This is a genomic window from Aureimonas sp. AU12 (assembly GCF_001463705.1).
Taxonomy (GTDB): Bacteria; Pseudomonadota; Alphaproteobacteria; order Rhizobiales; family Rhizobiaceae; genus Aureimonas.
On sequence record NZ_BBWH01000002.1, the window covers coordinates 18729 to 44161 of the forward strand.

The following is a 25433-nucleotide window of genomic DNA, read 5'->3' on the forward strand; positions in this document are numbered from 1 at the left end:
AATGCCGCGTGTGCCTTGCTGAGGAAACTTTCCAACGGCAACGCCTGGCAACGGGCAGCCTGCTCGCTGGAGGGCAGCTTCAGTAGGTCGGCGGCGTGATCGCGCTGATCAGTTCGGCCTGTTCGGTGCCGGCATTGCGAAATCGATGGGGCGTCTCGCTATCGAAATAGTAGGCGTCCCCGGCGCTCAGGAGACGCGTCTGCGCCCCGACCGTAACCTCGACCGCTCCCTTCGTCACCACGCCCGCCTCCTGCGCCTTGTGGGAGAACGCCTCGCCGGTGTCGGCACCGGGACTGTAGCTTTCGCACAGGAGCAGCAGATGCCGGTTCGGATGATTGATGCCGACCATCCGATAGGAAATGCCGTCGGCGCGGCCAATCTCCGCGAGGTCTTCGCGTGCGTAGAACGGCGAATGCGGGAGCTTGTCGCCGAGCTCGGAGAAGAACCCGGTCAGCGTCGAACCCATGGCTTCGAGGATCGCGCTCAGGGTATCGATCGACGGGCTCATGCGGTCCCGCTCCAGCAGCGAGATGGTGGAATGCGAGATGCCGGACCGCACCGCAAGCTGCCGGGTGGTCAGCTGTCGCCGTCGGCGCAGCTCGCGGATTTCAGCGCCGATCGCCGGCATGGGCAGCCCTCCCTCATCTTCAACGAACTTCGCGAAGCTGCACACGCGACGTGCACTGCATTTTCGCCTCGCTGAGTATAGTGAGCGGCGCTTCGATTGCCATTGCGCAAGCGCCGCCTCTCCAGCAGCCTTGGGAGGACCGGCTCCGATGAAAGTCCCCTTCCATGTCCCAGCAGACTGATTCCATTCGCTCGCGCATCAAGCAGTTGAAGGCGCCGCGGAGCGACACGGCAACGGGCACGGCCGTGGAAGCGACCGTCAAGGAGATCCTCGCGGCCGTGCGCGACGAAGGAGACGCCGCGGTGCGGCGCTATTCGCTGGCCTTCGATAAGATCGAGCCGGACGCCTTCGAGATCACCGCGGCCGAAAGGGCGGAAGCGGTCGCCGCTCTCGATCCGCAGACGCGTGCGGACACCGAGTTCGCGATCGCCAACGTGCGTGCCTTCGCCAAGGCGCAGCTTGCGACCATCCTGCCGCTCGAAATCGAGCTGCGGCCCGGCTTGCATCTCGGCCACCGCGTGATCCCGATCCGGCGCGTCGGCGCCTATGTGCCGGGCGGCCGCTATCCGCTGCTCTCGGCGCCGGTGATGACGATCGTGCCGGCCAAGGTCGCAGGCTGCGCCGAGGTCGTCGCGTGCCTGCCGCCGAACGCTCATCCGGCGATGATCGCCGGCTGCCATCTTTCCGGGGCCGATCGGATCTTCCGGGTCGGCGGCGCGCAGGCCATCGCCGCCATGGCCTTCGGCACGGCCACGATCCCCGCCGTCGACAAGATCGTCGGGCCGGGCAATGCCTATGTGAACGAGGCCAAGCGGCAGGTCTTCGGCCCCGTCGGCATCGACCAGCTCGCCGGCCCCAGCGAGATCTACGTGGTGGCGGACGAGACCGGCCATCCCGAGATCATCGCCACCGACCTCCTGGCGCAGGCCGAGCACGACATCCACACGCGTGTCGGCCTGATCACGACGCACCGCCCGCTGGCGGAAGCGGTGATCGCCGAGGTCGCGCGCCAGCTCGAAACGCTCTCGACGGCAGCGGTCGCCGGCATCGCCTGGGAGCGGCAGGGCGAGGTCACGGTGGTGGGGAGCGAGGCGGACATGATCGCCTATTCCGACCTCATCGCCGCCGAGCACCTGCAGGTGCACACCCGCGCCCCCCGCGCTTTCGCGGAACGGCTGTCGAATTACGGCTCCCTCTTCATCGGACCGATGGCGAGCGTCGTCTATTCCGACAAGTGCTGCGGCACCAACCACACGCTGCCGACGATGGGAGCGGGTCGCTACACCGGCGGGCTCTGGGTCGGCTCCTACGTCAAGATCGCGACGCATCAGTGGCTCGACGCCGCCGGCGTCGCCGCCGTCGGCCCCGCGGCCGAGCGCCAGAGCCGCAGCGAAGGTCTTGAGGGCCATCGCCGGGCCGCGGCACTGCGCATGGAACAGCCGGGTCTCTTCGGCAGCTGATGCGTCAGGCGGGGAGTTTCGCCAGCACCTCGTCGAGTCGTTCGAGGAAGTGGTCGGCATCCGTGGTGCTGAAGGGCAGCGGCGGTCGGATCTTCAGCCCCTGCCCTTGCGCTCCGCAGAGGCCGACGAGAACGCCCTCGCGGCGCAGGCCGTTGACGACGAGCGAGGCGAGCTTCGGCGCCGCCGTTCGCGATGGTCGATCGGATACCATCTCGATCCCGGCATAGAGCCCGGCGCCGCGAACGTCGCCGACGCTCTCATGCAGGCTTTTGAGACCCTCAAGGCCGGCGAGAAGATGCGCGCCCACCCGCCGCGCATTGCCGAGAAGCTCCTCGTCTCGTACGACATCGAGCACCGCGAGGCCGACCGCGGCGGACACGGGATTGCCGCCGAACGTGTTGAAGTAGCGCGACCGGCGGCCGAACTCCTCCAGCAGTGCGGGCCGCGCGATCATCGCCGCGATCGGATGCCCGTCGCCCATCGGCTTGCCGAGCGTCACGAGGTCGGGCACCAGCGCATGGCGCTCGAAGCCCCACATATGCGAGCCCATACGGGCCAGCCCCGCCTGAACCTCGTCGGCGATGAAGAGGCCTCCGGCCCCGCGCACCGCCTGAACCGCGCCCGTCACGAAACCCGCCGGGTCTACGAACAGCCCGTCGCTGGCGAACACCGTGTCGAAGAGCAGCGCCGCCGGCTTGATCCCGGCCTCGGCCAGGCTGGCGATCGCCGCCTCGACATCGGCCTGGAACCGCGCGCCGATCTCGGCGGCCGGAACGCGATAGCTGTCCGGTGCCGGCACCGTGCGCACATGCCGGCCGACGCCGAGGCCGAGCGAAGGCGACATCTCCGCCAGCGCTGCCGTGACGCCATGATAGGCGTTGGCGGTGACGATGAAGCCTTCGTTGCCCGTCACCGTGCGCGCGACGCGCACCGCGAGATCGTTGGCCTCGCTGCCGGTGCAGGTGAACATGACCTGCGACAGCTCGGCGGGAAACAGCGCCAGCAGCCGTTCGGCATAGTCGAGCACCGTCTCGTGCAGATAGCGCGTGTGGGTGTTGAGGATCGCCGCCTGCCGGGCCAGCGCTTCCACCACGCGCGGATGGCAATGACCGACCGAGGGCACGTTGTTGTAGACGTCGAGAATGCGCCGCCCGTTGGCCTCCACCAGCCAGACGCCCTCGCCGCGAACCGGGTGCAGCGGCTCCTCGTAGAGGACACGGTAGGCGGGACCGAGAAGACGGGCGCGGCGCGCCAGAAGATCGGCGGCATCGGGCAGAGGCGCTATGGTCATCGTGAACCCTCGGATCGCCACCGTGCCAGAACCGCGTCGCGCGCGGCTGCCGGCTTCATGGTCATGAACTTGTCGATCAAAGCCCAGGCGCCGCTCTGGCTGCGCAGGATGTAGTCGGCATTCTCGGGAAACAGCTGCACCCGCCACTGCGGAATCAGCACCCGCAGGCAAAGCCGCGCCATCGCGAGGTCGGTCAGATGGAACACCTCGGCTTCCGCGAGCGGCGTCACCGTCTCGAACCCTGCCATCACCTCGCAGAGATCGGCAATCGGATCTCCCGTGGCTTCCAACTGGTAGCTGGCCGCGACCGCGAGATCGCAGACCATTGGGGCGCGCACCATGTCGCCGAAATCCACGATAGCCGCGATCGCGTCGGGGTCGGCGGGATCGACGAAGACGTTGCTCCCCGAGAGGTCGTTGTGGATGATCTGCGGCCGCAGGTCACGCACCGCCGGTGCGACCTCACGGGCGAAACGCTCGGTGAACTCACCGACGAAATCGCGCCGCGCGGGATCTACGATGCCCACCGCGAAGGGCGCGAGGTCGCCGAGCCGCATCAGGTCCCACAGAAGAACCCTGTCGGCTTGCGGGTCGCGGTAGGTTTCGAGCGCCTGTCCGAGCCGGGCCACCGAAGCGCCGAGCGCATAGCGCCGTCGCGCTGTGGGCACATGGTGAAGAGCCGGTTCGCCGGGAACGAAGGAGACGACGACGCCGTGCTCGCGCTGCCCGTCGATGCCGTCGAACGTGAATTCGTGTGCCCCGCTGCACGTCGCGATCAGCGACGGTACCGCGAAGGGCAGCGCGGTGCGCTCCAGGTGCGTGAGCACACCGGACTGGAAGGCCCGCGTCGGCGCGTCGTCCGTGCGGTTGTAGATTTTCAGGACGGTCCTGATTCCCTCGGCGTCCTCGACCAGAAAGTTTCGGTCGCGCTCGCCGGACAAGGGGTGGACGCTCGCCTCGATCCCGTAGTGCTGCGCCATCAGTTCGGCGGCGACGGCGGCATCGACGTCCGGCGGAGCGGTGGAGAGAAGCCGAGCGGCTTGCCGCAATTCCTCAGTCGCAAAGTCCGGCGCCGCGGCGATCACGCGGCACATGCCCGTGTCGCCCTCGCGCTCGCCGCCGACTTCCGACAGCGGGTTCATTGCGCCTGCGCCCGGCTCGGCCAGTCCGGCGAGCAGTTCAGCCGAGCTTCGATGTCCGCGCCATGCTCGCCCAGACGCGGCGATGGTGCATCGAAATCGAGCGCCGCGTCCGACAGGGTGATCGGCGTCCGCACGCCGGGGATTCCGCCCGCTTCGATCCGCATCTCCCGGTGCAGGAACTGGGGCTCGGCGAAGACATCGGCGACCGAGTTGATCGGCCCGCCCGGCACGCCCGCCGTCTCCAGCGCGCTCAGGAGATCGTCGCGAAACCAGATCGACGTCTTCTCCTGCAGCCGTGCGGTCAGCGCCTCGCGGTTGGCGACACGCGCGGCATTCGTCGCGAAAGCCGGAGCGGCAGCAAGGTCGGCGAGGCCGAGGATCGACGTCAGCCGGGCAAACTGGCCGTCGTTGCCGCAGGCGACGATGACGTGCCCATCGGCCACGGGCAGCGTCTGATAGGGGGCGATGTTGGGGTGGGCATTGCCGAGCCGCCGCGGCGACGTGCCAGAGACCAGATAGTTCATCGCCTGATTGGCGAGAACGCCGGTCATGCAGTCGAACAGTGCCATGTCGACATGCTGGCCGCGGCCGGTGGTCTCGCGCTGCCAGAGCGCGGCCTGGATCGCCACGACACCGTAGAGCCCGGTGAAGATGTCGGCGAAGGCGACGCCCACCTTCTGCGGCTCGCCATCGGGATCGCCGGTCAGGTCCATGATCCCGCTCATGCCCTGGATCATGAAATCGTAGCCCGCCCGATGCGCGGACGGCCCGTCCTGCCCGAAGCCTGTGACGGAGCAGTAGACGAGACGCGGATTGATCGCCTTCAGGCTCTCGTAGTCGAGCCCATAGCGCTTCAAGCCGCCGACCTTGAAGTTCTCGACGAGAACGTCGGCGGTCGCGGCGAGCCTCAGCACGAGGTCGCGCCCGTCCTGGCTCGCAAAATCCGCGGTGATCGATCGCTTACCACGGTTGCAAGCGTGAAAGTACGCCGCCGATCGCTCGTCGCCCCGCTCCACGAAGGGCGGTCCCCATGTGCGGGTGTCGTCCCCTGCCGGGCTCTCGACCTTGATCACGTCGGCGCCGAGATCGGCCAGCGTCTGGCCCATCCAGGGGCCGGCGAGAATGCGGGCGAGTTCGACGACCTTGAGACCGCGCAGCGGCGGCGGGCCCTTCGCGTCCATGGTCAGAAGAACGCCTGCAGGCCGGTCTGCGCCCGGCCGAGGATCAAGGCGTGGACGTCGTGCGTGCCCTCGTAGGTGTTCACCGTCTCGAGGTTCTGCGCGTGGCGCATGACGTGATACTCGATCTGGATGCCGTTACCGCCGTGCATGTCGCGCGCCGCCCGCGCCACGTCGAGCGCCTTCCCGCAGTTGTTGCGCTTGACGATCGAGATCATCTCCGGCGCCATCCGTCCCTCGTCCATCAGGCGGCCGACCCGCAGGCTGGCTTGAAGGCCCAGTGCGATCTCTGTCTGCATGTCGGCGAGCTTCTTCTGAAACAGCTGCGTCTGCGCCAGCGGACGGCCGAACTGCTTGCGATCGAGCCCGTACTGCCGGGCGCGGTGCCAGCAGTCCTCGGCAGCCCCCAGCACGCCCCAGGAAATGCCGTAGCGTGCGCGATTGAGGCAGCCGAACGGCCCTTTAAGGCCGGATACGCTTGGCAGCAGCGCGTCCTCGCCGACCTCGACATCCTCCATGACGATCTCGCCGGTGATCGACGCCCGCAACGAGAGCTTGCCGCCGATCTTCGGCGCCGAAAGTCCCTTCATGCCCTTCTCGAGCACGAAGCCGCGGATCTCGCCGCCATGCGCGGCGGACTTCGCCCAGACGACGAAGACGTCGGCGATCGGCGCGTTGGAAATCCACGTCTTGGCGCCGTTCAGGCGATAGCCGCCCTCGATCTTCTCGGCGCGTGTCGTCATGCCGCCGGGATCGGATCCGGCATCGGGCTCGGTCAGGCCGAAGCAGCCGACCAGTTCGCCCGAGACGAGGCCCGGCAGATACTTTTGGCGCTGCGCGTCCGAGCCGTAGGTAAAAATCGGATAGATCACGAGTGAGGACTGCACCGACATCATCGAGCGGTAGCCGGAATCGATCCGCTCGATCTCGCGCGCCACGAGGCCGTAGGCGACATAGCTCGCGCCCGCCGCGCCATACTCTTCCGGGAGCGTCAGTCCGAGCAGGCCCGCCTGCCCCATGAGCCGGAACAGGTCGGGATCGGTGCGCTCGTCGAGATAGGCATCGTTGACGCGCGGCAGCAGTTCGGTCGCGGCGAACGCCGCAGCAGAGTCGCGGATCATCCGCTCGTCTTCGCTCAGCTGGTCTTCGAGAAGGAACGGGTCGCTCCAGTCGAAGGCGGTTCGCTCGGCCATGGGTCGCTCCTCGTCGCGGGTCTCGTCCGTTGTGCCGCTCACGGCAGATGTCGGCAAGCAACGTTTACGCTGCGATCCATTCCCTTTAGGACTGGATGATGCCGCTGACGCCGCGAAAGCTCCTGCCCTCCTCCAGCGCCCTCGCGGCCTTCGACGCGGTGGCGCGCCACCGGAGTTTCTCGCTCGCGGCAGGCGAACTCTCCCTGACCCAAAGTGCCGTCAGCCGGCAGGTCGCGGCGTTGGAAGACCAGCTCGGCGTGGCATTGTTCGAGCGCACCAGCCGCTCCGTCGCGTTGACGGACGCCGGCCGCGCCTACGCGGGCGCTGTCGAGCCGGCGCTCGGTCGAATCCGGCAGGCGACGCTGCAACTCCTGACGCAACGGCCCGCCAACGTCCTGAACCTCGCGATCCCACCGACCTTCGGCACGCGCTGGCTGATGCCCCGCATTCCCGGTTTCGTCGCCGCCCATCCGACGATCACGCTCAACTTCGCGACACGCATCGGTCAGTTCGATTTCGCCAGGGACGGTCTCGATGCCGCGATCCATATCGGACGGCCGGAATGGCCGGGCGCGGAGTGCCGCTTCCTCATGGGCGAGACGGTCGCCCCGGTCTGCAGCCCCGATTTCCTCGCGCGTCACCGGATATCGAAGGCCGCTGACCTCGTCGGTCTGCCGCTGTTCCACATGGCGTCGCGGCCCGGCGCCTGGGGGCAATGGTTCGAAGGCGCCGGTCTCGCGGCGGCTGCGGACGGCGGCATGCGCTTCGAGCAGTTCGCGCTGGTCGCGCAGGCCTGTATCGGCGGCCTCGGCGTCGCTCTGATGCCGCTCTTCCTCATTCGCGCCGAACTCGACAGCGGGCAGCTCGTTCTTGCCGACCCCCGGGAGGTCGACAGCCCCAGCGCCTACTATCTCGTGGCACCTTCGTTCGCGCAGGCCGGCCCCGCGCTCACCGCGTTCAGCGACTGGATCAGCCGCGAAGTCGAGGTCGACCGAGCTGGAACCGAAGCCCCAACGCAAGCGTGACCACCAAACGAAAAAGCCCGCTCCTGAGAGCGGGCTTCGATCGGCATGACTGACCGGGTCAAGACCCAATCAGAGAAGGCGGAGTGTCCAGGCGACGATTTCGTCGGCGACCTGACCATAGGCCGTGTCGAGCGCCGCGACATAGGCGGGGTTGCCAGCCGACGCCACCGGAACCACGGCACGAAAGATGCGCGTGCTGCGCACGACGCCGGTCTTGTCGTTCAGCGCTTTGACGGAAATCTCGACCACGGCGTTCGCGCCCGGCTCCAGCGCGATCTCGAAGCGGCGGAGCTCCATGACGATCTGGTAGTCGATCGCCAGACCCTGTCCGGGAACCCCGACCGCGCCGACGCGCCCGGTGTTCTGGAAGGCCTGCAGCGTGCGCAGCTGGATCAGCCGCGGCAGGCGGTCGCTCCACTGGCTGGCGGCCAGCGTCTCGATCGTCTGCGGCGTCGGCTTGATGACGATCTGCTGGCTGTCGAGAGCCTTCGTTGCCGTCGGCTCGGGGATCAGGATCTGCGCGCGGGTCGCCGCCGCGCGCTGCGTCGCAGGCGGCGGGGCCGACAGTTCGAACGTCGCCGGCGGCTCCTTCAGCGAAGCGCACGCGCTCAATGCCATGGCCAGACCCGCGATCGCGGTCATTCTCGTTGCAGCGGTAATCGCCATGATGTCCTCGACTCGAAACTGGACCTGCCACCGATCCCGGTCGGCGGCTGGGAAATCAATAGGCCGACGCGCGTTCGCCGTCGGTTCGGCCGCCCGGCTGATGCCGAACGGCCTTTCGTCCCTTGCCGGCGCTCCGGCGACTAGCGCCGGGTGCGCCCGTCGAACTGGCGAACCTCGCCGGCGCTTTCGCCACCGAAGAGAATGCGGCTCGGATTGCTCGACAGGTCGGTGACCGCACCCTCGATCCGCGACACGGCGCGCGTCGTCTCACGAATGAGGTTGCGCACCTCCTGCAGGCCTTGGCCCGTGAACCCTTGCAGGTTCGCCGAGATCGGGCCGACTGCGGCACGGATCGTTTCCGCGGTCTGCTGGATCGTCGCCAGCGTCTCGCGGGCCTGCGCCGTCAGGCCACGACCGTCCGGGCTGTTGACGAGGCCGTTGACCGAGGTGATCAGCGTCTGCACCTGCGCCGATGCGGTTCGAAGGTTGGCGCTCGTGTCTTCTGCGTTGGTGATGATCGCGTTGATGTCTTCGCGGCGATTGCCGATGTCGTTGGCGACGCCGCGAACCGAATCCGCCGCGCTGGCGATGTTCGTGGTGGCCGACGAGACGTTGTTGACGGCGCGCGAGATGTCGTCTGCCCGGATGCCGGAGAGAATGTCGTCGACGCGAGCACGCGTTCCGTTGAGGCCGGTAAGTGCGGTGTCGAGGGTCGCAAGAACCGTATCGGCCCCCGAGACGACCGAGTCGAGCTTGCCGGACTGCGCATTGAGCGCATCGGTGAAGCCGGTGACATTGCCGATGACGGTGCGCACCTGATCCGGGTTGACCGCCGCCGTGATCTGCCGGACGTCGCCGAGCGTCGTGTCGAGACGGGCAGCCACGCTCGTCGCCGTCTCCGACAGCGGACCGAGACGGCCGAGGAAGGCCTGGATGCTCGGCGTGCTCGCGGTCACGGCGTCGCCGACCGAAGCGAAGCTGCGGGCCGTCGTCGTCACCTGCTCGATGGCTGCGACGATGTTGTCGGTCTGGCCACGCACCGACTGCGTCAACGCCGCGACGTTTTCGATCGACTGGTTGATCGCGGTGACGTTGAGCGCCGAGACGAAGCGGCTGGCCTCGTCGAGGATCGGCGGCAGGCGTTCGGCCACGTTGTTGGCGCTCACGGAGAGACGACCGAGGCTGGCGAGGAAGTCGTCGATCTGGTCGGCATTCGCAGCCAAGCTGTCGGTGAAGGTGCGGACGTTGCCCGACGTCTGCGCGACGTTCTCGGCAGTGGTGCGCACCGACGGGCCGATCGCCTGTACGATGCTCTCGAACTCGCCGAGAATGTTGTTGGCACGGTCCGCGATGTCACGGGCGGTCGCGAGAATGTCTGTCACGTCGGACGGGTTGGCGCGGATCACCGGCGTCGCGCCCTGCTCCAGGGCCGACTGGATGATGTTGCGATCGTTCATGTTGCCGCCGGTCAGCCCGATGAAGCCGATGCCGGTCAGGCCCTGGAAGCCGATCGTCGCGGTGGTCGAGGTGGTGACCGGCGTCGTGCGGTCGATCTGCGTCGTCGCGATCACGACGCGCGGATTGTTCGGGTCGATCCTGAGATTCGTCACGGTGCCGACGTTCAGGCCGTTGAACAGCACCTGACTGCCCTGGCTGAGGCCGGAGACCGAGCCCTCGATGCGCACGATCAGCGCCGTGCGCGCGTCCTTGTCGGAGACATTGGCCGACCAGTAGACGAAGCCGAAGCTCATCGCGAGAACGACGAGCGTGAATACGCCGACGAGGACGTAGTTGGCTCTGGTTTCCATCACTTTTCCTCGTCGTAGTATGAATTCTCTTCCCTCGGCACGACCGTACGGGCGCGTTTACCGTGGAAGTACGAGCGGACCCATGGGTCGTCGCTTTCGAGCATCGTCTCGAGCGGTCCTTCCACGAGGACCTTCTTCTGGCCGAGCACCGCGATGCGGTCGCAGGCCATGAACAGCGAGTCGAGATCGTGCGTCACCATGTAGACGGTGAGTCCGAGCGTGTCGCGGAGCGTCATGATCAGTTCGTCGAAGTCGGCGGCGCCGATCGGGTCGAGCCCGGAGGTCGGCTCGTCGAGAAAGACGATGTCGGGATCGAGCGACAGGGCGCGGGCGAGCGCGGCACGCTTGATCATGCCGCCCGACAGCTCGGACGGGAACTTCTCGGCGGCGTCGGGAGCCAGACCCACGAGGTCGATCTTCAGGCGCGCCAGCTCTTCCATCAGCCCCGGCGAGATGTCGAGATACTCGCGCATGGGAACCTGGATGTTCTCGAGCACGGTCAGCGAGGAGAACAGCGCGCCCTGCTGGAAGAGAACGCCCCAGCGCTGCTCCACCTTCAAACGCTCCGCGTCGTCGGCCTTCTCGTAGTCGGTCCCGAAGACCTCGATCGTGCCACCCTGCTTCTGGTTCAGCCCGAGAATGGTGCGCAGAAGCACCGACTTGCCGGTGCCCGATGCGCCGACGAAGCCCAGGATCTCGCCTCGGCGCACGTCCATCGACAGGCCTTCGAGAATCGTCTTCGATCCGAAGCGGACGGTGACGTCGGTCGCGCGGATGATCACGTCACCCGGCTTCTTGGCCGGCGGCGCGGCGGCGCGGGTATCAGTATCCGATGGCGGCATAAAAAATCGCAAAAATGCCATCCACGAGGATGACGAGGAAAATGGATTTGACCACCGAAGCGGTCACGTGCTGGCCGAGGCTCTCGGCGCTGCCGCCGACCTTCATGCCTTCGGACGCCGCGACGACGCCGATGATGATCGCCATGAACGGGGCCTTGATGAGGCCGGCGAACACCGTGCCGACGTCGATGGCGCCGCGAAGCCGGGTCAGGAAGGCCTCCGGCGTGATGCCGGAATACATCCACGTGACCGTTATGGCGCCGAGGAGGCCGGTGATGTCGGCGATGAAAGCCAAGAGCGGCAGGACGATCGTCAGCGCCAGGAGACGCGGGAAGACGAGGACGCCGATCGGATTGAGACCGATCACCTGCAGCGCATCCACCTCCTCGCGCATCTTCATCGAGCCGATCTCGGCCGTGATCGCGCTGCCGGAACGGCCGGCGATCATGATGGCGGTCAGCAGCACGCCGATCTCACGGATTTGCAGGATGCCGACGAGATCGACGACGAAGATCTCGGCGCCGAAGTTGCGAAGCTGGAAGGCGCCCTGCTGGGCGATGATCGCGCCGATGAGGAAGCTCATGAGCGAGATGATCGGCACCGCGCGAACGCCCATCCGGTCCATCTGGCTGACGATGGCGGCGGGGCGAAGCTGGGTCTGCCCGGTCATCCGCCGTCCGGCACCGTAAAGCGCCGAGCCGACGATGTTCAGGCCGACCACGATCTCGCGCCCGACGGCCACGACGTTCTCGCCGATCGCGGCCACGAAGTCGGTCACGGCCGACGTCGTCTTTTTGGCCGGCGGCGAACGCTTGACGTCGATCGCCTTGCGCACGGCTTCGAACAGGGTCTGGTCGTTTTCGGCGCCGTCGAAGGAAACCTCGCCGCCCTTTTCGCCGAGGCTGCGGGCGAGGCGCTCGATCAGGTAGGCCCCGGACGTGTCCATGCGCCCGATGGCGCTGCAGTCGATGGTAACGGTCTTGCCGAGGTCCGCCTTGCGGGTTTCCTCCATCACGTCTTCGACGGAGCCGATCGTGCGCGCCAGCCAGTCCCCGCTGAAGCGCAACACGACGCCGCCCTTGGCCTTTTCGGCCTCGACGGCAGGCGCTGCCGATTCAGGCTCGCCTTTGCCGGACCGGTCGTCGGTTTTGGCGATATCCAGCATGCTGTCGAACACGATCCCTGTATGAGATAAGCCGAGCGACACAATGTTAGGCTCGCCCGATGCGACAACTCCCGTGGGAATCCATCTCGCACCAATCAATTAGCCGCCGACGCAGCCGCCGCAACGACAAGTTAACATCGTACGAAGGATAAAAATGGTGCGTCGCATCTCGGTCACAGTGGAGCGTTTCCCGCTCGCCGCGCAATTCACGATCGCTCGCGGTTCGAAGACCGAGGCCGCGGTCGTCGTCTGCACCATCGCGCAGGACAATGCGATCGGCCGCGGCGAATGCGTCCCCTATGCGCGTTATGGCGAGAGCATCGAAACAGTGACGGCTGCGATCGAGACGATTGCCGGCGAACTGGCCGAGTGGCTCGATCGCGGGGCGCTGCAGGCCCGCATGCCCGCAGGCGCGGCGCGCAATGCCGTCGACTGTGCACTCTGGGACCTCGAAGCCAAGCTTGCTGGAGTCAACGTCGCCGAACTCTTGGCGCTGCCGCCGCTGCGCAGGGTCGAGACCGCCTACACGATCTCGCTCGACACGCCCGACGAGATGGCCGCCGCGACGCGACGAGCGGTCGGTCGGCGGGTGTTGAAGGTCAAGGTCGGTCGCGGCGCCGACGACGAGGCCCGGATGCGCGCGGTGCGGGCCGCCGCGCCCGATGCCCAGCTCGTGATCGATGCCAACGAGGGTTGGACGGCCGAGACCATCCGCGCCAACATGCTGGTGGCCGCCTCAATCGGTGCCTTCGTGGTCGAGCAGCCGCTGCCGGCCGGAGAGGACGCAATCCTCGCCGAGATACCGCATCCCGTGCCGATCTGCGCCGACGAGTCGGTGCATGGCAGCGACGGTCTCGGATCGCTCGTCGGCCGCTACGACTTCGTAAACCTGAAGCTCGACAAGACGGGCGGCCTCACCGAGGGACTGCGCTTCCTGACCGAAGCGCGGAGCCAGGGCTTCGGGGTGATGGTCGGATGCATGGTCGGCAGTTCGCTGGCGATGGCGCCGGCACTGCTGCTGGCCCAGGACGCCGAGATCGTCGATCTCGACGGACCGCTGCTGCTGAAGGCGGATCGGCCGGACGGCCTCGTCTACGAGGGCTCGTTCGTCGCCCCGCCGACGTCGCGTCTCTGGGGCTGAGGCGCCAACAGCAGGATGGCGACGCCGACGGCGGCCATCGCCGCCATGGCGAGGAAGGATTGCGCGCCGAAGGCCGTGTAGAGAAACCCGCCGCCGAAGGTCGCGGAGGCCATCAGCGTCGTCTGAAGGGCAAAGGCGGTCCCCTGCGCGGCGCCGAGCCGGTGTTCGGCGACCGAGGACCCGATGAGGGTCTGCAGCGCGATATGCGTGCCGGCGAAGGTCAGCGCGTGCGTCAGCTGCAGCAGAGCGAAGCCCGCGACACCAAGATCTATGGTGAAGAGCACCCAGCGCAGAACGCAGGCGAGACCCGCTACGATGACGAAGCCGCGCACCCCGAGCCGCTGCATCGGCTTGGCGGCGAAGCGGAACAGCACGACTTCGGCGACGACCCCGATCGCCCAGAAGATGCCGATCTCGGCCGAGGAATAGCCGAGCTTCGACCATTGCAGCGAGCCGAAGCCGTTGAGCAGCGCATGGCTGGCCTGAACGAGGCCGATCGCAAGCAGCATCGGCAGCATGAGGCGCACGTCGGGCGCGGGCGCCAGTCTCCGCAACCGACGCTGGAACGAGGCCGTCGGCACCCACGGCTCGTTCGTCGGCGCCAGGGGGACCGGTGTCGCTTGGCGTGGCCGCCCGAGGCGCGGCACACCGAGCGTCACGACGGCGGCGATCGCGAACGCTGCGACGAGGATCGCGGGGAAGGCCTGCGGCCCGAGGCGCGCGATCGCGAAACCGCCGGCAACGTTGGCCGCGATGAAGGCGAGCGATCCCCAGAGACGCGAACGGCCGTAGTCGATGCGAAGGCGCCGCACGCCCGCGAGCGCCACGGCATCGCTGAGCGGGATGACCGGCGACCAGACCGCAGCCAGCGTCAGCGTCGCCAGCAGGATCGCCAACCAGCCGTCCACCACGAGGAACAGGAGCGCCGCGCCGAGCGAGGCAAAGGTGACGGCAAGAAGCACGTCGGCGCGCTCGCGCGAGCGATCGGCCAGTTGCAGGACGAGCGGACAGGCGACGACCCGTAGCGCGATCTGCACGGCGAGGATGAAACCGATCGTGTCGCCGTCGAGCCCTTCGGCCGCCAACCAGACCGGAAAGAACGGGTTGAAGACGCCGAGCGTGAGGAAGGTGCCGACGAAGACCCATGACATGCGCCGTTCGAAGGCGCGTGTATCGCCTGCGAAGGGACGGAAGAAGGAGGCCATGGGGGAGACTCGCACCGGCAGCGGGAGGTCGCGCCGGCTGCCTAGCAAAGCCGTCCCGATGGCGCAAACGCGCGGAACATTGCCGCTGGGCTACTGCGCGGCGACGAGTTCGAAGCTCGCGGCAGGCCTTGCGGGACGCCTCGAGGCATCGAGGAAGACGTCGGCGCAGGCTTCCCAGGTGTAGTGCCGGGCGCGGCGCAGCGCGTCCTGCGGATCGAGACGCAGGGCCGCGAGGCAGGCTGCACGCAGATCGTCCGAGATGACGCCCGCCCCCGTTCCCGACAGGACATCGAGCGGTCCCGGCTCCGGAAAGGCGGCAACCGGAAGACCGCAGGCCAGCGCCTCGATCAGCACGATGCCGAACGTGTCGGTCTTGGAGGGAAACACGAACACGTCGCCGCTGGAATAGTAGTGCGCCAGCGCCTCGCCGGTCTTGGCCCCGGCGAAGTGCACCTCGGGATAGCGCCGGATCATTTCCGCCAGTTGCGGCCCGTCGCCGACCACCAGCTTCGAGCCGGGCAGGTCGAGATTGAGAAAGGCCTGGAGGTTCTTCTCGGGCGCGACGCGGGACACGGTGAGGAAGACGGGCCGCGGCAGGTCGAGCTGCAACGGTTCGGTGGGTCGGAACAGCCGCCGATCCACGCCGCGCGTCCAGGTGACGAGATTGCGGAAGCCCCGGTCGGCGAGATCGCGGCGCATGGTCTCGGTCGGCACGAGGCAGGCGGTCGCCGGGGCATGGAACCGACGCAGCCAGGCATAGGTCAGGCGTTCGGGCACCGGCGCGCGCTGGCGCAGATACTCGGGAAAGCGCGTGTGGAAGCTCGTCGTGAACGGCCGGCCTTCGCGCAGGCACAGGCGGCGGACCTGAAGTCCGATCGGCCCTTCCGTCGCGATGTGGATCGCATCGGGATCGAAGTCGCGGACGATGCCGCCGACAGTGGACAGGCCGACCAGCGCCAGACGGATCTGCGGATAGCTTGGGCACGGCACGGTTCGGAAGGCGTCGGGCGAGACGACGAGCACCTCGGCGCCGCGCTCGCGAAGCTGGTCGACGAGGCTCGACAGGGTGCGCACGACCCCGTTCACCTGCGGCATCCAGGCGTCGGTGGCGATGAGGATGCGCATCAGGCGGCCTCCGCCGCGGCGACGGGCTCGGACGCGACGACCAGCTTCGGCGCCGCGTCGTTCAGCGGCTCGCTCGACGTGGCGCGGGTCCAGCGCAGCAGCTCGAGCGTGCCGTCGTGACGCTCGGCGATGGCCGAGCAGCTTTCCACCCAGTCGCCGGTGTTGACGTAAAGAAGCCCGGCGCGTTCGGCGATCTCGGCGTGGTGGATATGCCCGCAGATGACGCCGTCGCATTCGTGCCGCGCGGCCTCGCCGGCGAGCGCCTCCTCGAAGGCGCCGATGAAGCTCACGGCGTTCTTCACCTTCAGCTTGGCCCAGGACGAGAAGGACCAGTAGCCGAAGCCGAAGCGGCGACGGATGGCGTTGAACACGAGGTTGATGGCGATAGCCGCGTCGTAGGCCCAGTCGCCGAGATAGGCGATGAGCCGGGCGTTGCGCACCACGACGTCGAACTCGTCGCCATGCATCACGAGGAAGCGCCGTCCATCCGCGGTCTCGTGGATGTCGGTGAGCTTGACCTCGATGCCGCCGAAATGGCGGCCGGTGAAGTCGCGAAGGAACTCGTCGTGATTGCCGGGAATGTAGATGATCTCGGTGCCCCTGCGGGCCTTGCGCAGGAGCTTCTGCACCACGTCGTTGTGCGATTGCGGCCAGTGCCACGAGCGCTTGAGGCGCCAGCCGTCGACGATGTCGCCGACGAGATAGATCTTTTCGGCGTCGTGGACGCGCAGGAAGTCGATGAGGAGTTCCGCCTGCGCCGCCTTCGATCCCAAGTGGATATCGGAGAGGAAGAGCGTGCGGAAATGCCGGGTCGTGTTCAGCTGGTACATGCTCGCCTTCCCCGCCGATCCATTGCCGTGTGGCACCGGAGGAAATGCCCGAGTCTCATTGCACGCAGATGACGACAGGGCGCCTTACGGTCGCGGCAACGCCCGCCGCTCGGGAATTGCCCTCCGCTCGCCTTCGGCCTAGAGACCGAGGGATGAATGCGGGCGCGAGCCGCGGGCCGACGCCCGCGTACCCGCGAGCCACGACGAACCAGATGGAGAGACCATGCCGGGCGCCGAAGAGACCAAGACACGTCAGGCCGCGGCCGATCTCGATGCGCAGGCGCTCTTCTACCACCGCCATCCCAAGCCCGGTAAGCTGGCGATCCAGGCGACGAAGCCGCTCGGCAACCAGCGCGACCTCGCCCTCGCCTATTCGCCGGGCGTCGCCGCGCCGTGCCTCGCCATCGCCGGCGATCCCTCGCTCGCCGCCGACTACACGAGCCGCGCCAACCTCGTCGCCGTGATCTCGAACGGCACGGCGGTACTCGGCCTCGGCAATATCGGCCCGCTCGCCTCGAAGCCGGTGATGGAGGGCAAGGCCGTGCTCTTCAAGAAGTTCGCCGACATCGACGTCTTCGACATCGAGATCGACGCGCAGGAGATCGACCGAATCGTCGACGTCGTCTCGGCGCTGGAGCCGACCTTCGGCGGCATCAACCTCGAGGACATCAAGGCGCCCGAGTGCTTCGAGGTCGAGGAGCGGCTGCGGGCGAAGATGGCGATTCCCGTCTTCCACGACGACCAGCACGGGACGGCGATCATCGTCGCGGCAGCGGTGCGCAACGCGCTGCTGCTCGCTGGCAAGGCGATCGAGGACGTGAAGATCGTCACGTCCGGCGCGGGCGCCGCGGCGCTTGCCTGCCTCAACCTCCTGGTGTCGCTCGGCGCGAAGGTCGAGAACATCACCTGTACCGACATCGAGGGCGTCGTCTACGAGGGCCGCGAAAAGCGGATGGACCGCTGGATGGCGGTCTATGCCAAGAAGACGGAGGCGCGCACTCTCGCCGAGGTGATCGACGGCGCCGACATCTTCCTCGGCCTGTCGGCCGGCGGTATCCTGAAGCCCGAACTTCTGGAAAAGATGGCGCCGCGCCCGCTGATCATGGCGCTGGCCAATCCGACGCCGGAGATCATGCCGGAGCTCGCCCGCGCGGTACGTGCCGACGCGATGATCTGCACCGGCCGCTCGGACTTCCCGAACCAGGTCAACAACGTCCTCTGCTTCCCCTACATCTTCCGCGGCGCGCTCGACTGCGGCTCCACTTCGATCAACGAGGAGATGAAGATCGCCGCCGTCGACGCCATCGCGGCGCTGGCGCGCGAGGAGGTCTCGGAAGTCGCGGCGAAGGCTTACGGCACCGAGACGCCGGTCTTCGGCCCCGAATACCTCATCCCCTCGCCCTTCGACCCGCGGCTGATCCTCAAGATCGCCCCGGCCGTCGCCCGCGCGGCAGAAGCTTCGGGCGTCGCGGCCCGTCCGATCGCCGACTGGGACGCCTATCTCGACCGGCTGAACCGCTTCGTGTTCCGCTCCGGCCTCGTGATGAAGCCGATCTTCGCCATCGCCCGCAACTCCGGCAAGCGTGTCATCTTCTCGGACGGTGAGGACGAGCGCGTGCTGCGCGCTGCGCAGGTCATGCTCGAAGAGAAGATCTGCGTTCCCATCCTCGTCGGTCGCCCGAGCGTGCTGCAGACGCGCCTCGAGCGCTTCGGCCTGCGCATCCGGCCCGGCATCGATTTCGAGGTGGTGAACCCCGAGGACGATCCGCGCTACCGTGACTATGTCGACCACTACTTCTCGAAGGTCGGCCGGCGCGGCGTGAACCCCGACACGGCTCGCGCTCTCGTGCGCACCAACACGACCGTGATCGGAGCCGTATCGGTCTCACGCGGCGATGCGGACGTTCTGATCTGCGGCCTCGGCGGGCGCTTCTCGCGCCATATCCGCGACATCCGCCAGATCATCGGCATGGCGCCGGGCGTGAAGAAACTCTCGGCGATGAGCCTCCTCATCTCGCAATACGGAACGCTGTTCTTCGCCGACAGCTACGTGCAGGAATCGCCGAGTGCCGAGAGCATCGCCGAGATCGCGCATCTCGCATCGGTCGAGATCGAGCGTTTCGGCATCAAGCCGCGCGCTGCGCTCCTCTCGCATTCGAACTTCGGCACCGGCGACACGCCGGACGCGCGCAAGCTGCGCGAGGCGCTGACGCTGGTCCGAGCCCAGACGCCGGGGTTGGAGATCGACGGCGAGATGCACGGCGATGCGGCGCTGTCGAAGGAACTGCGCCAGCGCGTGATGCCGGACTCGACGCTGACCGGAGACGCCAATCTCCTGATCTTCCCCACGCTCGATGCCGCCAACATCACGATGAACGTCGTGAAGGTGACGACGGACGCGCTGCATGTCGGGCCGATCCTCCTCGGCTCCGCCATCCCCGCGCATATCCTCACGCCGTCCGCGACCTCGCGCGGCGTCGTCAACATGGCCGCGATCGCCGTGGCCGAGGCGGTTCAGGGCGCCGAAAAGCGGGGCTGACCGGCCCCGCTCGCCGACAAGCGATCAGGGCCGGCGGGCGAGCGCCCGGTCTCGGCCGATCAGGGCCAGGAGGTCGGCGAGTTCCGGCCCATGGTCGAGACCGGTCAGCGCGAGGCGCAGGGGCATGAACAGCGCCTTGCCCTTGCGGCCTGTCGCCATCTTCACGCCGTCCGTCCACGCCTTCCACGTCGCGCGGTCATACGGCCCGGGTGGCAGGAGATCGAAAGCGGTCTCCAGGAACGCGCGGTCCTCGGAATCGAAGGACGGACGCTCGGAAAGATCGCCGAAGACGATGGGCACCCAGTCCGCGGCGTCCCTCACGCGAACGCAGTTCTTGCGCACCGCCAACCAGAACGCCTCGCCCGGCTCCTCGGGCACGCCCATCGCCGACAGGCGCTCGGCCGCCGCCGCATAGGGCATGGCGTGGACGAGTTCCGCATTCAGGCGAGCGAGTTCGGCCGGATCGAACTTCGAGCTGGACGCCGAGACGGTGGCGAAATCGACGCGCTCGCCAAGTGCTGCGAGGTCCGGCATCGCCTCGATCGCGCCCGCCAACCCGGTCAGCACCGCCAGCGAGGCGAGCGCCATCGGTTCGTAGCCGTCCTCCCGCAGCATCCGCAACGACAGCGCACCGCTGCGTTTCGACAGGCCCTCGCCGTCGATCGTGGTCAACAGGTTGAAGTGGCCGAAGGCCGGCGGCGCATAGCCGAGCGCCTGAAAAATCGCGATCTGAACGCCTGTGTTGGTGATGTGGTCGTCGCCGCGCAGCACGTGGCTGATCGCCATCTCGCCGTCATCGACGACGGAGGGCAGCGTGTAAAGGTAGCTGCCGTCCTCGCGCACCAGAACGGGATCGGAGAGCGAGGCGAGATCCACGGTCTGGCGACCGCGCACCACGTCGTCCCAATGGATCTCCGTACGCTCCGGGGCAAACGGATCGTCCGCGAAGTTCGGCAGGCGGAAGCGCCAGTGCGGGCGGCGCCCCTCGGCCTCGAGGCGGGCAAGATCGTCGGGCGTCAGTCGCAGCGCCTCGCGGCCGTAGATCGGCGGCAGGCCGCGCATCTTGCGGCGCGCACGGGCTCGCTCCAGCTCGTCGGCGGTTTCGAAACAGGCGTAGAGCAGGCCGGCGTCGCGCAGCCGCAGGGAAGCCGCGTCGTAGAGCGCAATGCGATCGGACTGCGCCACGACTTCGGCGGGCTCGATCCCGATCCAGCGGAGATCCTCGAGGATCGCCGTCGCGTATTCAGGCTTCGAACGCTCGCGGTCGGTGTCGTCGTAGCGCAGGACGAAGCGCCCGCCCCGGCTCGTCGCGAACAGCCAGTTGAAGAGCGCCGGCCGCAGATTGCCGATGTGAAGGTAGCCCGTCGGGGACGGCGCGAAGCGAACGGTGATGGTCATGGCCACCGCGATAGACCATGGCGAAGGGCCGGCGCAATCGCGGCGCCGGTCGTCGACCGTTCAGGAGCCGCGCGCACGGCGGGTCATGGCCGGCGCGATCAGCGCCATGACCGCCACGGCAGCGGCGCAGTAGGCGGCCATGGCGACGAGTTGGGCGGGATACGACACGCCGCGATCCAGGAGCAGCCCCGTCATGCCCGGCCCGACCGCGCTCGCCAGCACGAAGACCGGAAACACCAGCGATCGGATCGCGCCGAGATGCCGCGTGCCGTAGAGCTCCGGCCAGAGCGCGCCGAGAAGCGTCGACGACAGGCCGTTCGACAGGCCGACCAGCACCATGAAGCCAAACAGCGCCGCCTCGCTCTCGAACCAGGCGAGCACCAGGCAGCCCATCATCAGCGGAACGAGGAAGAGCGGCAGGATGCGACGCGCCGTGAAGCGGTCGACGATCCAGCCGCCGAGAAGCGTCGAGGCGACGGTGACGGCCGACATCACCGTGAAGCCGGTGGCGAAGAGCGCCGGCGGCCAGCCGCGCAATTCGCCGAGATAGGATTGATGGAAGAGCACCGCGGAGACGATGAAGGGCGCCGCCAGTGTCGCGAGGCAGACGGGGTAGAAGACGGGATCGCGCAGCACTTCGTGGAGCGTCCAGTGGCGCAGGGCGGCGTGCCGCGGGTTCGGCGGCTCGGACAGAGGATCACGCTCGCGGCCCGTCAGCGCCGCGATGACCGGCAGCGCCAGCACGACGAGCAGCGCCGTCGCCACGAGCCAGCTGGTACGCCAGCCGACGAGCCCCACGCCGAGGACGAAGAGCAGCGGCAGGACCGCCTCGCCCGCCTGATTTCCGAGAGAGACGACGGAGACCGCGCGACCGCGCTGCGCCGAGAACCAGCGGCCGGTCGCCGTGAACGCGGTTTGCAACATCATTCCCTGGCCGAACAGGCGCAGGAGGTAGAAGGCGAGGACCAGCATCCAGACGGCCGTGGCATGGGCCAGAAGCGCCGTCGCGAGCGCAAGGCAGAGGATGGTGCCGGCCGCGACCATGCGCGTCGCGAAACGGTCGAGCACGCGCCCGACGATCGGCAGCGTCGCGGCGCTGGCCAGCGTCGCCAGCATGTAGAGAAGGCCGAACGTACCGTTCGACAGGCCGAGTTCGCCGCGGATCGCACCGCCCGACAGCGAAATGAAGAACGTCTGGCCGAAGGACGAGAAGAAGCACAGGAGAAAGCCGGCGCCGAGCCAGCGCAGGTTTTTGGCGAGGAAGAACGCCCAACCCCCTGATCGCGCGCCGACAATCGGATCGAAGGTCACGCCAGATTGCCCTTGACGAAGAACGGCCCGAGCACTTCGAGCGTCAGCAGCCAGGCGAAGAGAACGAGCCCGAGCGCCAGGAAGGCCAGGCCGACATAGAGCTGGCGAGCGGCATGGCGGCGGTCGGGCTCGAATTCGGGACCGAAGGCCAGAACCTGCGTCGCCCGCCAGTAGTCGGCGATGACGAAGCCCCGGGGGCGGCCGACGGTCATCCAGATGCGGCGCATGGCGACGAGGTAGCGGACGACGAACAGCGCGCCGACGAGCACGGCGGCGGAGGCGATGTCGGAGATGGCGGGGATTTCGATCATGGCGTCAGCTACCCTTTCCCGAACGGGTTCGCGACCCCCTTCGCAAGCGGGGTGCGATGCTCGGTGGTTGCCGCATGAAACCGCCGTCGGTTCGTGGCAGAGGCGGGTTCCGTTGACAGCTCGCCGTGATCCGTCGCCAGGCGTCGCGAGCCATCATGGCCGACACGACGCCTGGCGCGTGCGAATCATGCCCGCCATGCTCCATGACGCCGTGGCCGTTGAAGGCGGCATTGCGTGCGCTCCTGTCGGCCTTCCCTGCATCCCGGGCGCGATGCGTGATGCACCCGCGACCTCAGGGCAACACGGCAGCGTCGATCACGCAATTTTCGACGGATGAAGCGTCATTCGGTTTGCAATCTCGGCCGTCAGCCCGACATAGGGGCGCAAGGGAAAGGACCAACCGACGGATCCCTTCGGAGCGCGCGTGAACGAAATCCTTGCACTGATCGACCGGTTCGGTCTCGGCATCGTGTTCATCGGCACCTTCTTCGAAGGCGAGGTGTTCGCGATCATCGGTGGCTTCCTGTCGTATCGGGGCGCCTATCCGATCTGGCTGATGACGGGCTTGGCCTTCGTCGGCTCCTTCTGCGGCGACCTCGCGGTCTTCCTTTTCGCCCGCTACTTCTCGGACAACCGATGGGTGGTCCGCTGGACGAAGAAACCGAAATTCGCGAAGGCTCTTCGCCTCGTCGATCGGTTCCAGGCCTATTTCGTCATCGTCAACCGATACGTCTACGGCCTGCGCATGCCCGGCCTCGTCGCGCTCGGCCTGTCGTCGATCAGCGTTCCCCGCTTTCTGGTGCTGAACTTCATCGGCGCGGGCATCTGGGCGAGCATCTTCACCACGATTGGTTTCGTCTTCGGCTACTCCATCTCGTCCGTGTTCCAGCGGCTGGAAATGATGGAGCACAATGTCATGATCGGCCTCGGCGTCATCGCCGTGGCGCTTGTGGTGTTCTTCGCCTGGCAGCAGGGCGGCTCGGTGATCCGCGACCGCCTCTTCTCCCGTCGTGACAACCGCGACGAGAAGGACGCCGAACTCCAGCCCGTCAGATCCCGAGCCCCGGCTCGCTCCGATCAAGGATCATCGGAATGATGAGGTCTTCCTCGTCCTCCTGATGCCTCACCAGCCTTCGCAACAGCCTCTCGCTGGCATCGGAATAGGCTTCGGAGGCGCGCCGCGCCGTGTCGCCCGGCTTGCCGCCGGCGAGGTTCGTTTCCTGCAGGAAGCGACCGGCCGTCTCGGCAACGGCCTGGAGATCCCGATGGATCACCTCGTGATCGCCTTCGAGCAGATCGAAGCCATGCGCGAGCCGTGCGTCGGCCAGCTGGAACACCGGAAAGTAGTGGGTGTCCTCGATCCGGTGATGCTCGTCGAGCTGCGTCAGGAAGAAATTCAAGCGCGGCACGAACCAGACACGGAACTGGCCGAGGTCGATAACCTGCTCGCGCTGCTGGCCTAGGGCCTCGTCCAGAGCACCACCGAGTTCACGGAACATATCGTGGCGCTGGAGCCAGAAGCGCGCCGTCGGTCCGAGATTGCGGTGCCCGGTCCATACATCGCGGGGATAGCGCAGCAGAAGCTCGCGCAGGTCCGCCGGCAATCCGTGGCGGGTGTCGAGATCGAATGTCGGTTTCACGGCCAGCCCCACGAAAAAGGCCGGACCTTCTGAAAGGTCCGGCCCGCATCACCAACGAAACATCGGAGAGATCAGAAGCTCGCGACCTGTCGCGGCTGCAGCGTCTCATGCTCCTTCTTGATGCGCTCGGCCACGAGGAACGAGAGCTCCAGCGCCTGATTGGCGTTGAGGCGCGGGTCGCAATGCGTGTGGTAGCGATCCGACAGGTCCTCGGCGAGGACCGGCCGTGCGCCGCCTGTGCATTCCGTCACGTCCTTGCCGGTCATCTCGATATGGATGCCGCCGGCATGTGTCCCTTCCGCGCGATGCACATCGAAGAATCCCTCGACCTCGCCGAGGATTCGGTCGAACGGGCGCGTCTTGTAGTCGTTCACCGTGATCGTGTTGCCGTGCATCGGATCGCAGGACCAGACGACCTTGCGCCCTTCCCGCTCCACCGCACGGATCAGACGCGGCAGGTGCTCGGCCACCTTGTCGTGGCCGAAGCGGGTGATGAGCGTCAGGCGGCCCGCCTCGTTCTGCGGGTTGAGCACGTCGATGAGGCGGATAAGATCGTCGGCCTTCAGCGTCGGGCCGCACTTGAGGCCGAGCGGGTTCTTGATGCCACGGCAGTACTCGACATGCGCGTTTTCGAGCTGGCGCGTGCGGTCGCCGATCCAGATCATGTGCCCGGACGTCGCGTACCATTCGCCGCTCGTCGAATCGACGCGCGTCATCGCCTCCTCGTAGCCGAGAAGCAGAGCCTCGTGGCTGGTGAAGAAATCGGTCTCGCGCAGCGCCGGATGTGTCTCGGAAGTGATGCCGATGGCGCGCATGAAGTTCATCGTCTCGGAGATGCGATCGGCCAGCTGGCCGTATCGCTCCGCCTGCGGCGAACCCGACACGAAACCAAGCATCCACTGGTGGACGTTGTCGAGATTGGCGTAGCCGCCCTGTGCAAAGGCGCGCAGGAGGTTCAGCGTCGCCGCCGACTGGCGGTACGCCATCTCCTGGCGTTCCGGGTTCGGAATGCGCGCGGCCTCATCGAACTCGATGCCGTTGACGATGTCGCCGCGATAGGACGGCAGCGTCACGTCGCCCTTCGTCTCGAAGGCCGAGGAGCGCGGCTTGGCGAACTGGCCGGCGATGCGACCGACCTTCACCACCGGCGAGGAGGCGCCGAAGGTCAGCACCACGGCCATCTGCAGGAAGGCGCGGAAGAAATCGCGGATGTTGTCGGCGCCGTGCTCGGCGAAGCTCTCGGCGCAATCGCCGCCCTGCAGCAGGAAGGAGCGGCCCTCGGCCACTTCCGCCAGCGCGCGCTTCAGCTTGCGTGCCTCACCTGCAAAAACGAGGGGCGGAAAGGTCGCCAGACGCTTCTCGGTATCGGCAAGCGCATTCGCGTCGGGATAAGCCGGCACCTGCTCGATCGCCTTCGCACGCCAGCTCGACGGGTTCCAATCCTTCGCCATGACAATCTCCTTCACCGAACGTCTGCCGGCCGTCTCCTCGCGGGTTTTCATGATCCGGGACGGCTTCGCGGCGTTCCCTCATAT

Annotated in this window: 22 protein-coding genes; 5 read left to right on the forward strand and 17 right to left on the reverse strand. The window is 67.3% G+C overall.

What is annotated here, in order from left to right; genetic code table 11:
* Positions 1-79 precede the first annotated feature (79 nt).
* Positions 80-628 carry a cupin domain-containing protein gene (locus tag AUL33_RS01065; RefSeq protein WP_062202788.1) on the reverse strand — a complete coding sequence of 183 codons (549 nt, stop codon included), beginning with the start codon at positions 626-628 and terminating at the stop codon, positions 80-82.
* 164 nt (positions 629-792) lie between these two features.
* Here AUL33_RS01065 and hisD point away from each other — a divergent pair, with 164 nt between their 5' ends.
* On the forward strand, positions 793-2088 hold the full coding sequence (hisD, locus tag AUL33_RS01070) for a histidinol dehydrogenase (RefSeq protein ID WP_062202789.1): 1296 nt from the start codon (positions 793-795) through the stop codon (positions 2086-2088).
* Positions 2089-2092: 4 nt separating this feature from the next.
* Here hisD and AUL33_RS01075 read toward each other — a convergent pair whose 3' ends face one another.
* The 4 genes from AUL33_RS01075 to AUL33_RS01090 all read right to left on the reverse strand — a co-directional run bounded on the left by AUL33_RS01075 (position 2093) and on the right by AUL33_RS01090 (position 6892).
* Positions 2093-3379 carry an aspartate aminotransferase family protein gene (locus AUL33_RS01075; protein WP_062202791.1) on the reverse strand — a complete coding sequence of 429 codons (1287 nt, stop codon included), beginning with the start codon at positions 3377-3379 and terminating at the stop codon, positions 2093-2095.
* Entirely contained in the window at positions 3376-4320 is a 945-nt protein-coding gene (locus AUL33_RS01080) for a phosphotransferase (protein WP_192843114.1), read from the reverse strand. Before AUL33_RS01080 ends, AUL33_RS01075 begins: the two co-directional genes overlap by 4 nt.
* 197 nt (positions 4321-4517) lie before the next feature.
* Entirely contained in the window at positions 4518-5702 is a 1185-nt protein-coding gene (locus AUL33_RS01085) for a CaiB/BaiF CoA-transferase family protein (RefSeq protein ID WP_062202793.1), read from the reverse strand.
* A gap of 2 nt (positions 5703-5704) precedes the next feature.
* Positions 5705-6892, reverse strand: coding sequence for an acyl-CoA dehydrogenase (locus tag AUL33_RS01090; RefSeq protein ID WP_062202794.1), 1188 nt, complete (start codon positions 6890-6892; stop codon positions 5705-5707).
* A 98-nt stretch (positions 6893-6990) separates the two neighbouring features.
* Here AUL33_RS01090 and AUL33_RS01095 point away from each other — a divergent pair, with 98 nt between their 5' ends.
* Complete coding sequence (locus tag AUL33_RS01095; protein ID WP_062202917.1) at positions 6991-7917, forward strand: LysR family transcriptional regulator; 927 nt, start codon at positions 6991-6993, stop codon at positions 7915-7917.
* A gap of 69 nt (positions 7918-7986) precedes the next feature.
* On the opposite strand, the gene AUL33_RS01100 is transcribed toward AUL33_RS01095, so the two are convergent.
* The 4 genes from AUL33_RS01100 to AUL33_RS01115 form a co-directional block, all read right to left on the reverse strand.
* Positions 7987-8535: an ABC-type transport auxiliary lipoprotein family protein gene (locus AUL33_RS01100; protein ID WP_244491833.1), complete on the reverse strand. Its 549-nt coding sequence runs from the start codon at positions 8533-8535 to the stop codon at positions 7987-7989.
* A 188-nt stretch (positions 8536-8723) separates the two neighbouring features.
* Positions 8724-10391 carry an MlaD family protein gene (locus AUL33_RS01105; RefSeq protein WP_062202798.1) on the reverse strand — a complete coding sequence of 556 codons (1668 nt, stop codon included), beginning with the start codon at positions 10389-10391 and terminating at the stop codon, positions 8724-8726.
* Positions 10391-11233 carry an ABC transporter ATP-binding protein gene (locus AUL33_RS01110; protein WP_062202801.1) on the reverse strand — a complete coding sequence of 281 codons (843 nt, stop codon included), beginning with the start codon at positions 11231-11233 and terminating at the stop codon, positions 10391-10393. Before AUL33_RS01110 ends, AUL33_RS01105 begins: the two co-directional genes overlap by 1 nt.
* The gene (locus AUL33_RS01115; RefSeq protein ID WP_062202802.1) at positions 11214-12398 is read right to left on the reverse strand and encodes an ABC transporter permease; all 1185 of its coding nucleotides are present in this window, start codon (positions 12396-12398) and stop codon (positions 11214-11216) included. Before AUL33_RS01115 ends, AUL33_RS01110 begins: the two co-directional genes overlap by 20 nt.
* A gap of 154 nt (positions 12399-12552) precedes the next feature.
* On the opposite strand from AUL33_RS01115, the gene dgcA reads away from it, so the two are divergent.
* Positions 12553-13539, forward strand: coding sequence for an N-acetyl-D-Glu racemase DgcA (dgcA, locus tag AUL33_RS01120; protein ID WP_062202804.1), 987 nt, complete (start codon positions 12553-12555; stop codon positions 13537-13539).
* On the opposite strand, the gene AUL33_RS01125 is transcribed toward dgcA, so the two are convergent.
* The 3 genes from AUL33_RS01125 to AUL33_RS01135 form a co-directional block, all read right to left on the reverse strand.
* A complete protein-coding gene (locus AUL33_RS01125) occupies positions 13491-14744 on the reverse strand; it encodes an MFS transporter (RefSeq protein WP_062202806.1) in 1254 nt (417 codons plus the stop codon). The two genes, dgcA and AUL33_RS01125, sit on opposite strands and share 49 nt — an antisense overlap.
* A 90-nt stretch (positions 14745-14834) precedes the next feature.
* Entirely contained in the window at positions 14835-15869 is a 1035-nt protein-coding gene (locus AUL33_RS01130) for a glycosyltransferase family 1 protein (protein ID WP_062202807.1), read from the reverse strand.
* Positions 15869-16699, reverse strand: a complete 831-nt coding sequence (locus tag AUL33_RS01135; RefSeq protein WP_062202809.1) for a UDP-2,3-diacylglucosamine diphosphatase — start codon at positions 16697-16699, stop codon at positions 15869-15871. Before AUL33_RS01135 ends, AUL33_RS01130 begins: the two co-directional genes overlap by 1 nt.
* 223 nt (positions 16700-16922) lie before the next feature.
* Between AUL33_RS01135 and AUL33_RS01140 the strand changes: the two genes are divergently transcribed.
* The gene (locus AUL33_RS01140; protein ID WP_062202812.1) at positions 16923-19238 is read left to right on the forward strand and encodes an NADP-dependent malic enzyme; all 2316 of its coding nucleotides are present in this window, start codon (positions 16923-16925) and stop codon (positions 19236-19238) included.
* Positions 19239-19262: 24 nt separating this feature from the next.
* On the opposite strand, the gene gltX is transcribed toward AUL33_RS01140, so the two are convergent.
* From gltX to AUL33_RS01155, 3 genes are read right to left on the reverse strand one after another with little or no spacing between them, the layout of a single operon-like run.
* The gene (gltX, locus tag AUL33_RS01145) at positions 19263-20636 is read right to left on the reverse strand and encodes a glutamate--tRNA ligase (protein ID WP_062202919.1); all 1374 of its coding nucleotides are present in this window, start codon (positions 20634-20636) and stop codon (positions 19263-19265) included.
* A gap of 60 nt (positions 20637-20696) precedes the next feature.
* Positions 20697-21947: an MFS transporter gene (locus AUL33_RS01150; protein WP_244491835.1), complete on the reverse strand. Its 1251-nt coding sequence runs from the start codon at positions 21945-21947 to the stop codon at positions 20697-20699.
* On the reverse strand, positions 21944-22258 hold the full coding sequence (locus AUL33_RS01155; protein WP_062202814.1) for a hypothetical protein: 315 nt from the start codon (positions 22256-22258) through the stop codon (positions 21944-21946). The genes AUL33_RS01150 and AUL33_RS01155 overlap by 4 nt, the downstream gene beginning before the upstream one ends.
* A gap of 424 nt (positions 22259-22682) precedes the next feature.
* Between AUL33_RS01155 and AUL33_RS01160 the strand changes: the two genes are divergently transcribed.
* A complete protein-coding gene (locus AUL33_RS01160; RefSeq protein WP_062202816.1) occupies positions 22683-23354 on the forward strand; it encodes a DedA family protein in 672 nt (223 codons plus the stop codon).
* Here AUL33_RS01160 and AUL33_RS01165 read toward each other — a convergent pair.
* Together AUL33_RS01165 and AUL33_RS01170 are read right to left on the reverse strand one after the other, a co-directional pair.
* Entirely contained in the window at positions 23308-23910 is a 603-nt protein-coding gene (locus AUL33_RS01165) for a hemerythrin domain-containing protein (protein ID WP_244491839.1), read from the reverse strand. The genes AUL33_RS01160 and AUL33_RS01165 overlap by 47 nt on opposite strands.
* Before the next feature lie 59 nt (positions 23911-23969).
* Positions 23970-25349 carry a class II 3-deoxy-7-phosphoheptulonate synthase gene (locus AUL33_RS01170; RefSeq protein WP_062202923.1) on the reverse strand — a complete coding sequence of 460 codons (1380 nt, stop codon included), beginning with the start codon at positions 25347-25349 and terminating at the stop codon, positions 23970-23972.
* Positions 25350-25433: the final 84 nt, after the last annotated feature.

Bases quoted from the DNA above. Each gene is read 5' to 3' on its own strand.
- dgcA (WP_062202804.1), top strand. From the start codon at position 12,553: ATGGTGCGTCGCATCTCGGTCACAGTGGAGCGTTTCCCGCTCGCCGCG.
- AUL33_RS01155 (WP_062202814.1), bottom strand. From the start codon at position 22,258: ATGATCGAAATCCCCGCCATCTCCGACATCGCCTCCGCCGCCGTGCTC.
- hisD (WP_062202789.1), top strand. From the start codon at position 793: ATGTCCCAGCAGACTGATTCCATTCGCTCGCGCATCAAGCAGTTGAAG.
- AUL33_RS01125 (WP_062202806.1), bottom strand. From the start codon at position 14,744: ATGGCCTCCTTCTTCCGTCCCTTCGCAGGCGATACACGCGCCTTCGAA.
- AUL33_RS01075 (WP_062202791.1), bottom strand. From the start codon at position 3,379: ATGACCATAGCGCCTCTGCCCGATGCCGCCGATCTTCTGGCGCGCCGC.
- AUL33_RS01170 (WP_062202923.1), bottom strand. From the start codon at position 25,349: ATGGCGAAGGATTGGAACCCGTCGAGCTGGCGTGCGAAGGCGATCGAG.
- AUL33_RS01135 (WP_062202809.1), bottom strand. From the start codon at position 16,699: ATGTACCAGCTGAACACGACCCGGCATTTCCGCACGCTCTTCCTCTCC.
- AUL33_RS01085 (WP_062202793.1), bottom strand. From the start codon at position 5,702: ATGGACGCGAAGGGCCCGCCGCCGCTGCGCGGTCTCAAGGTCGTCGAA.
- AUL33_RS01090 (WP_062202794.1), bottom strand. From the start codon at position 6,892: ATGGCCGAGCGAACCGCCTTCGACTGGAGCGACCCGTTCCTTCTCGAA.
- gltX (WP_062202919.1), bottom strand. From the start codon at position 20,636: ATGACCATCACCGTTCGCTTCGCGCCGTCCCCGACGGGCTACCTTCAC.
- AUL33_RS01110 (WP_062202801.1), bottom strand. From the start codon at position 11,233: ATGCCGCCATCGGATACTGATACCCGCGCCGCCGCGCCGCCGGCCAAG.
- AUL33_RS01095 (WP_062202917.1), top strand. From the start codon at position 6,991: ATGCCGCTGACGCCGCGAAAGCTCCTGCCCTCCTCCAGCGCCCTCGCG.
- AUL33_RS01105 (WP_062202798.1), bottom strand. From the start codon at position 10,391: ATGGAAACCAGAGCCAACTACGTCCTCGTCGGCGTATTCACGCTCGTC.
- AUL33_RS01140 (WP_062202812.1), top strand. From the start codon at position 16,923: ATGCCGGGCGCCGAAGAGACCAAGACACGTCAGGCCGCGGCCGATCTC.
- AUL33_RS01130 (WP_062202807.1), bottom strand. From the start codon at position 15,869: ATGCGCATCCTCATCGCCACCGACGCCTGGATGCCGCAGGTGAACGGG.
- AUL33_RS01065 (WP_062202788.1), bottom strand. From the start codon at position 628: ATGCCGGCGATCGGCGCTGAAATCCGCGAGCTGCGCCGACGGCGACAG.
- AUL33_RS01115 (WP_062202802.1), bottom strand. From the start codon at position 12,398: ATGCTGGATATCGCCAAAACCGACGACCGGTCCGGCAAAGGCGAGCCT.
- AUL33_RS01100 (WP_244491833.1), bottom strand. From the start codon at position 8,535: ATGGCATTGAGCGCGTGCGCTTCGCTGAAGGAGCCGCCGGCGACGTTC.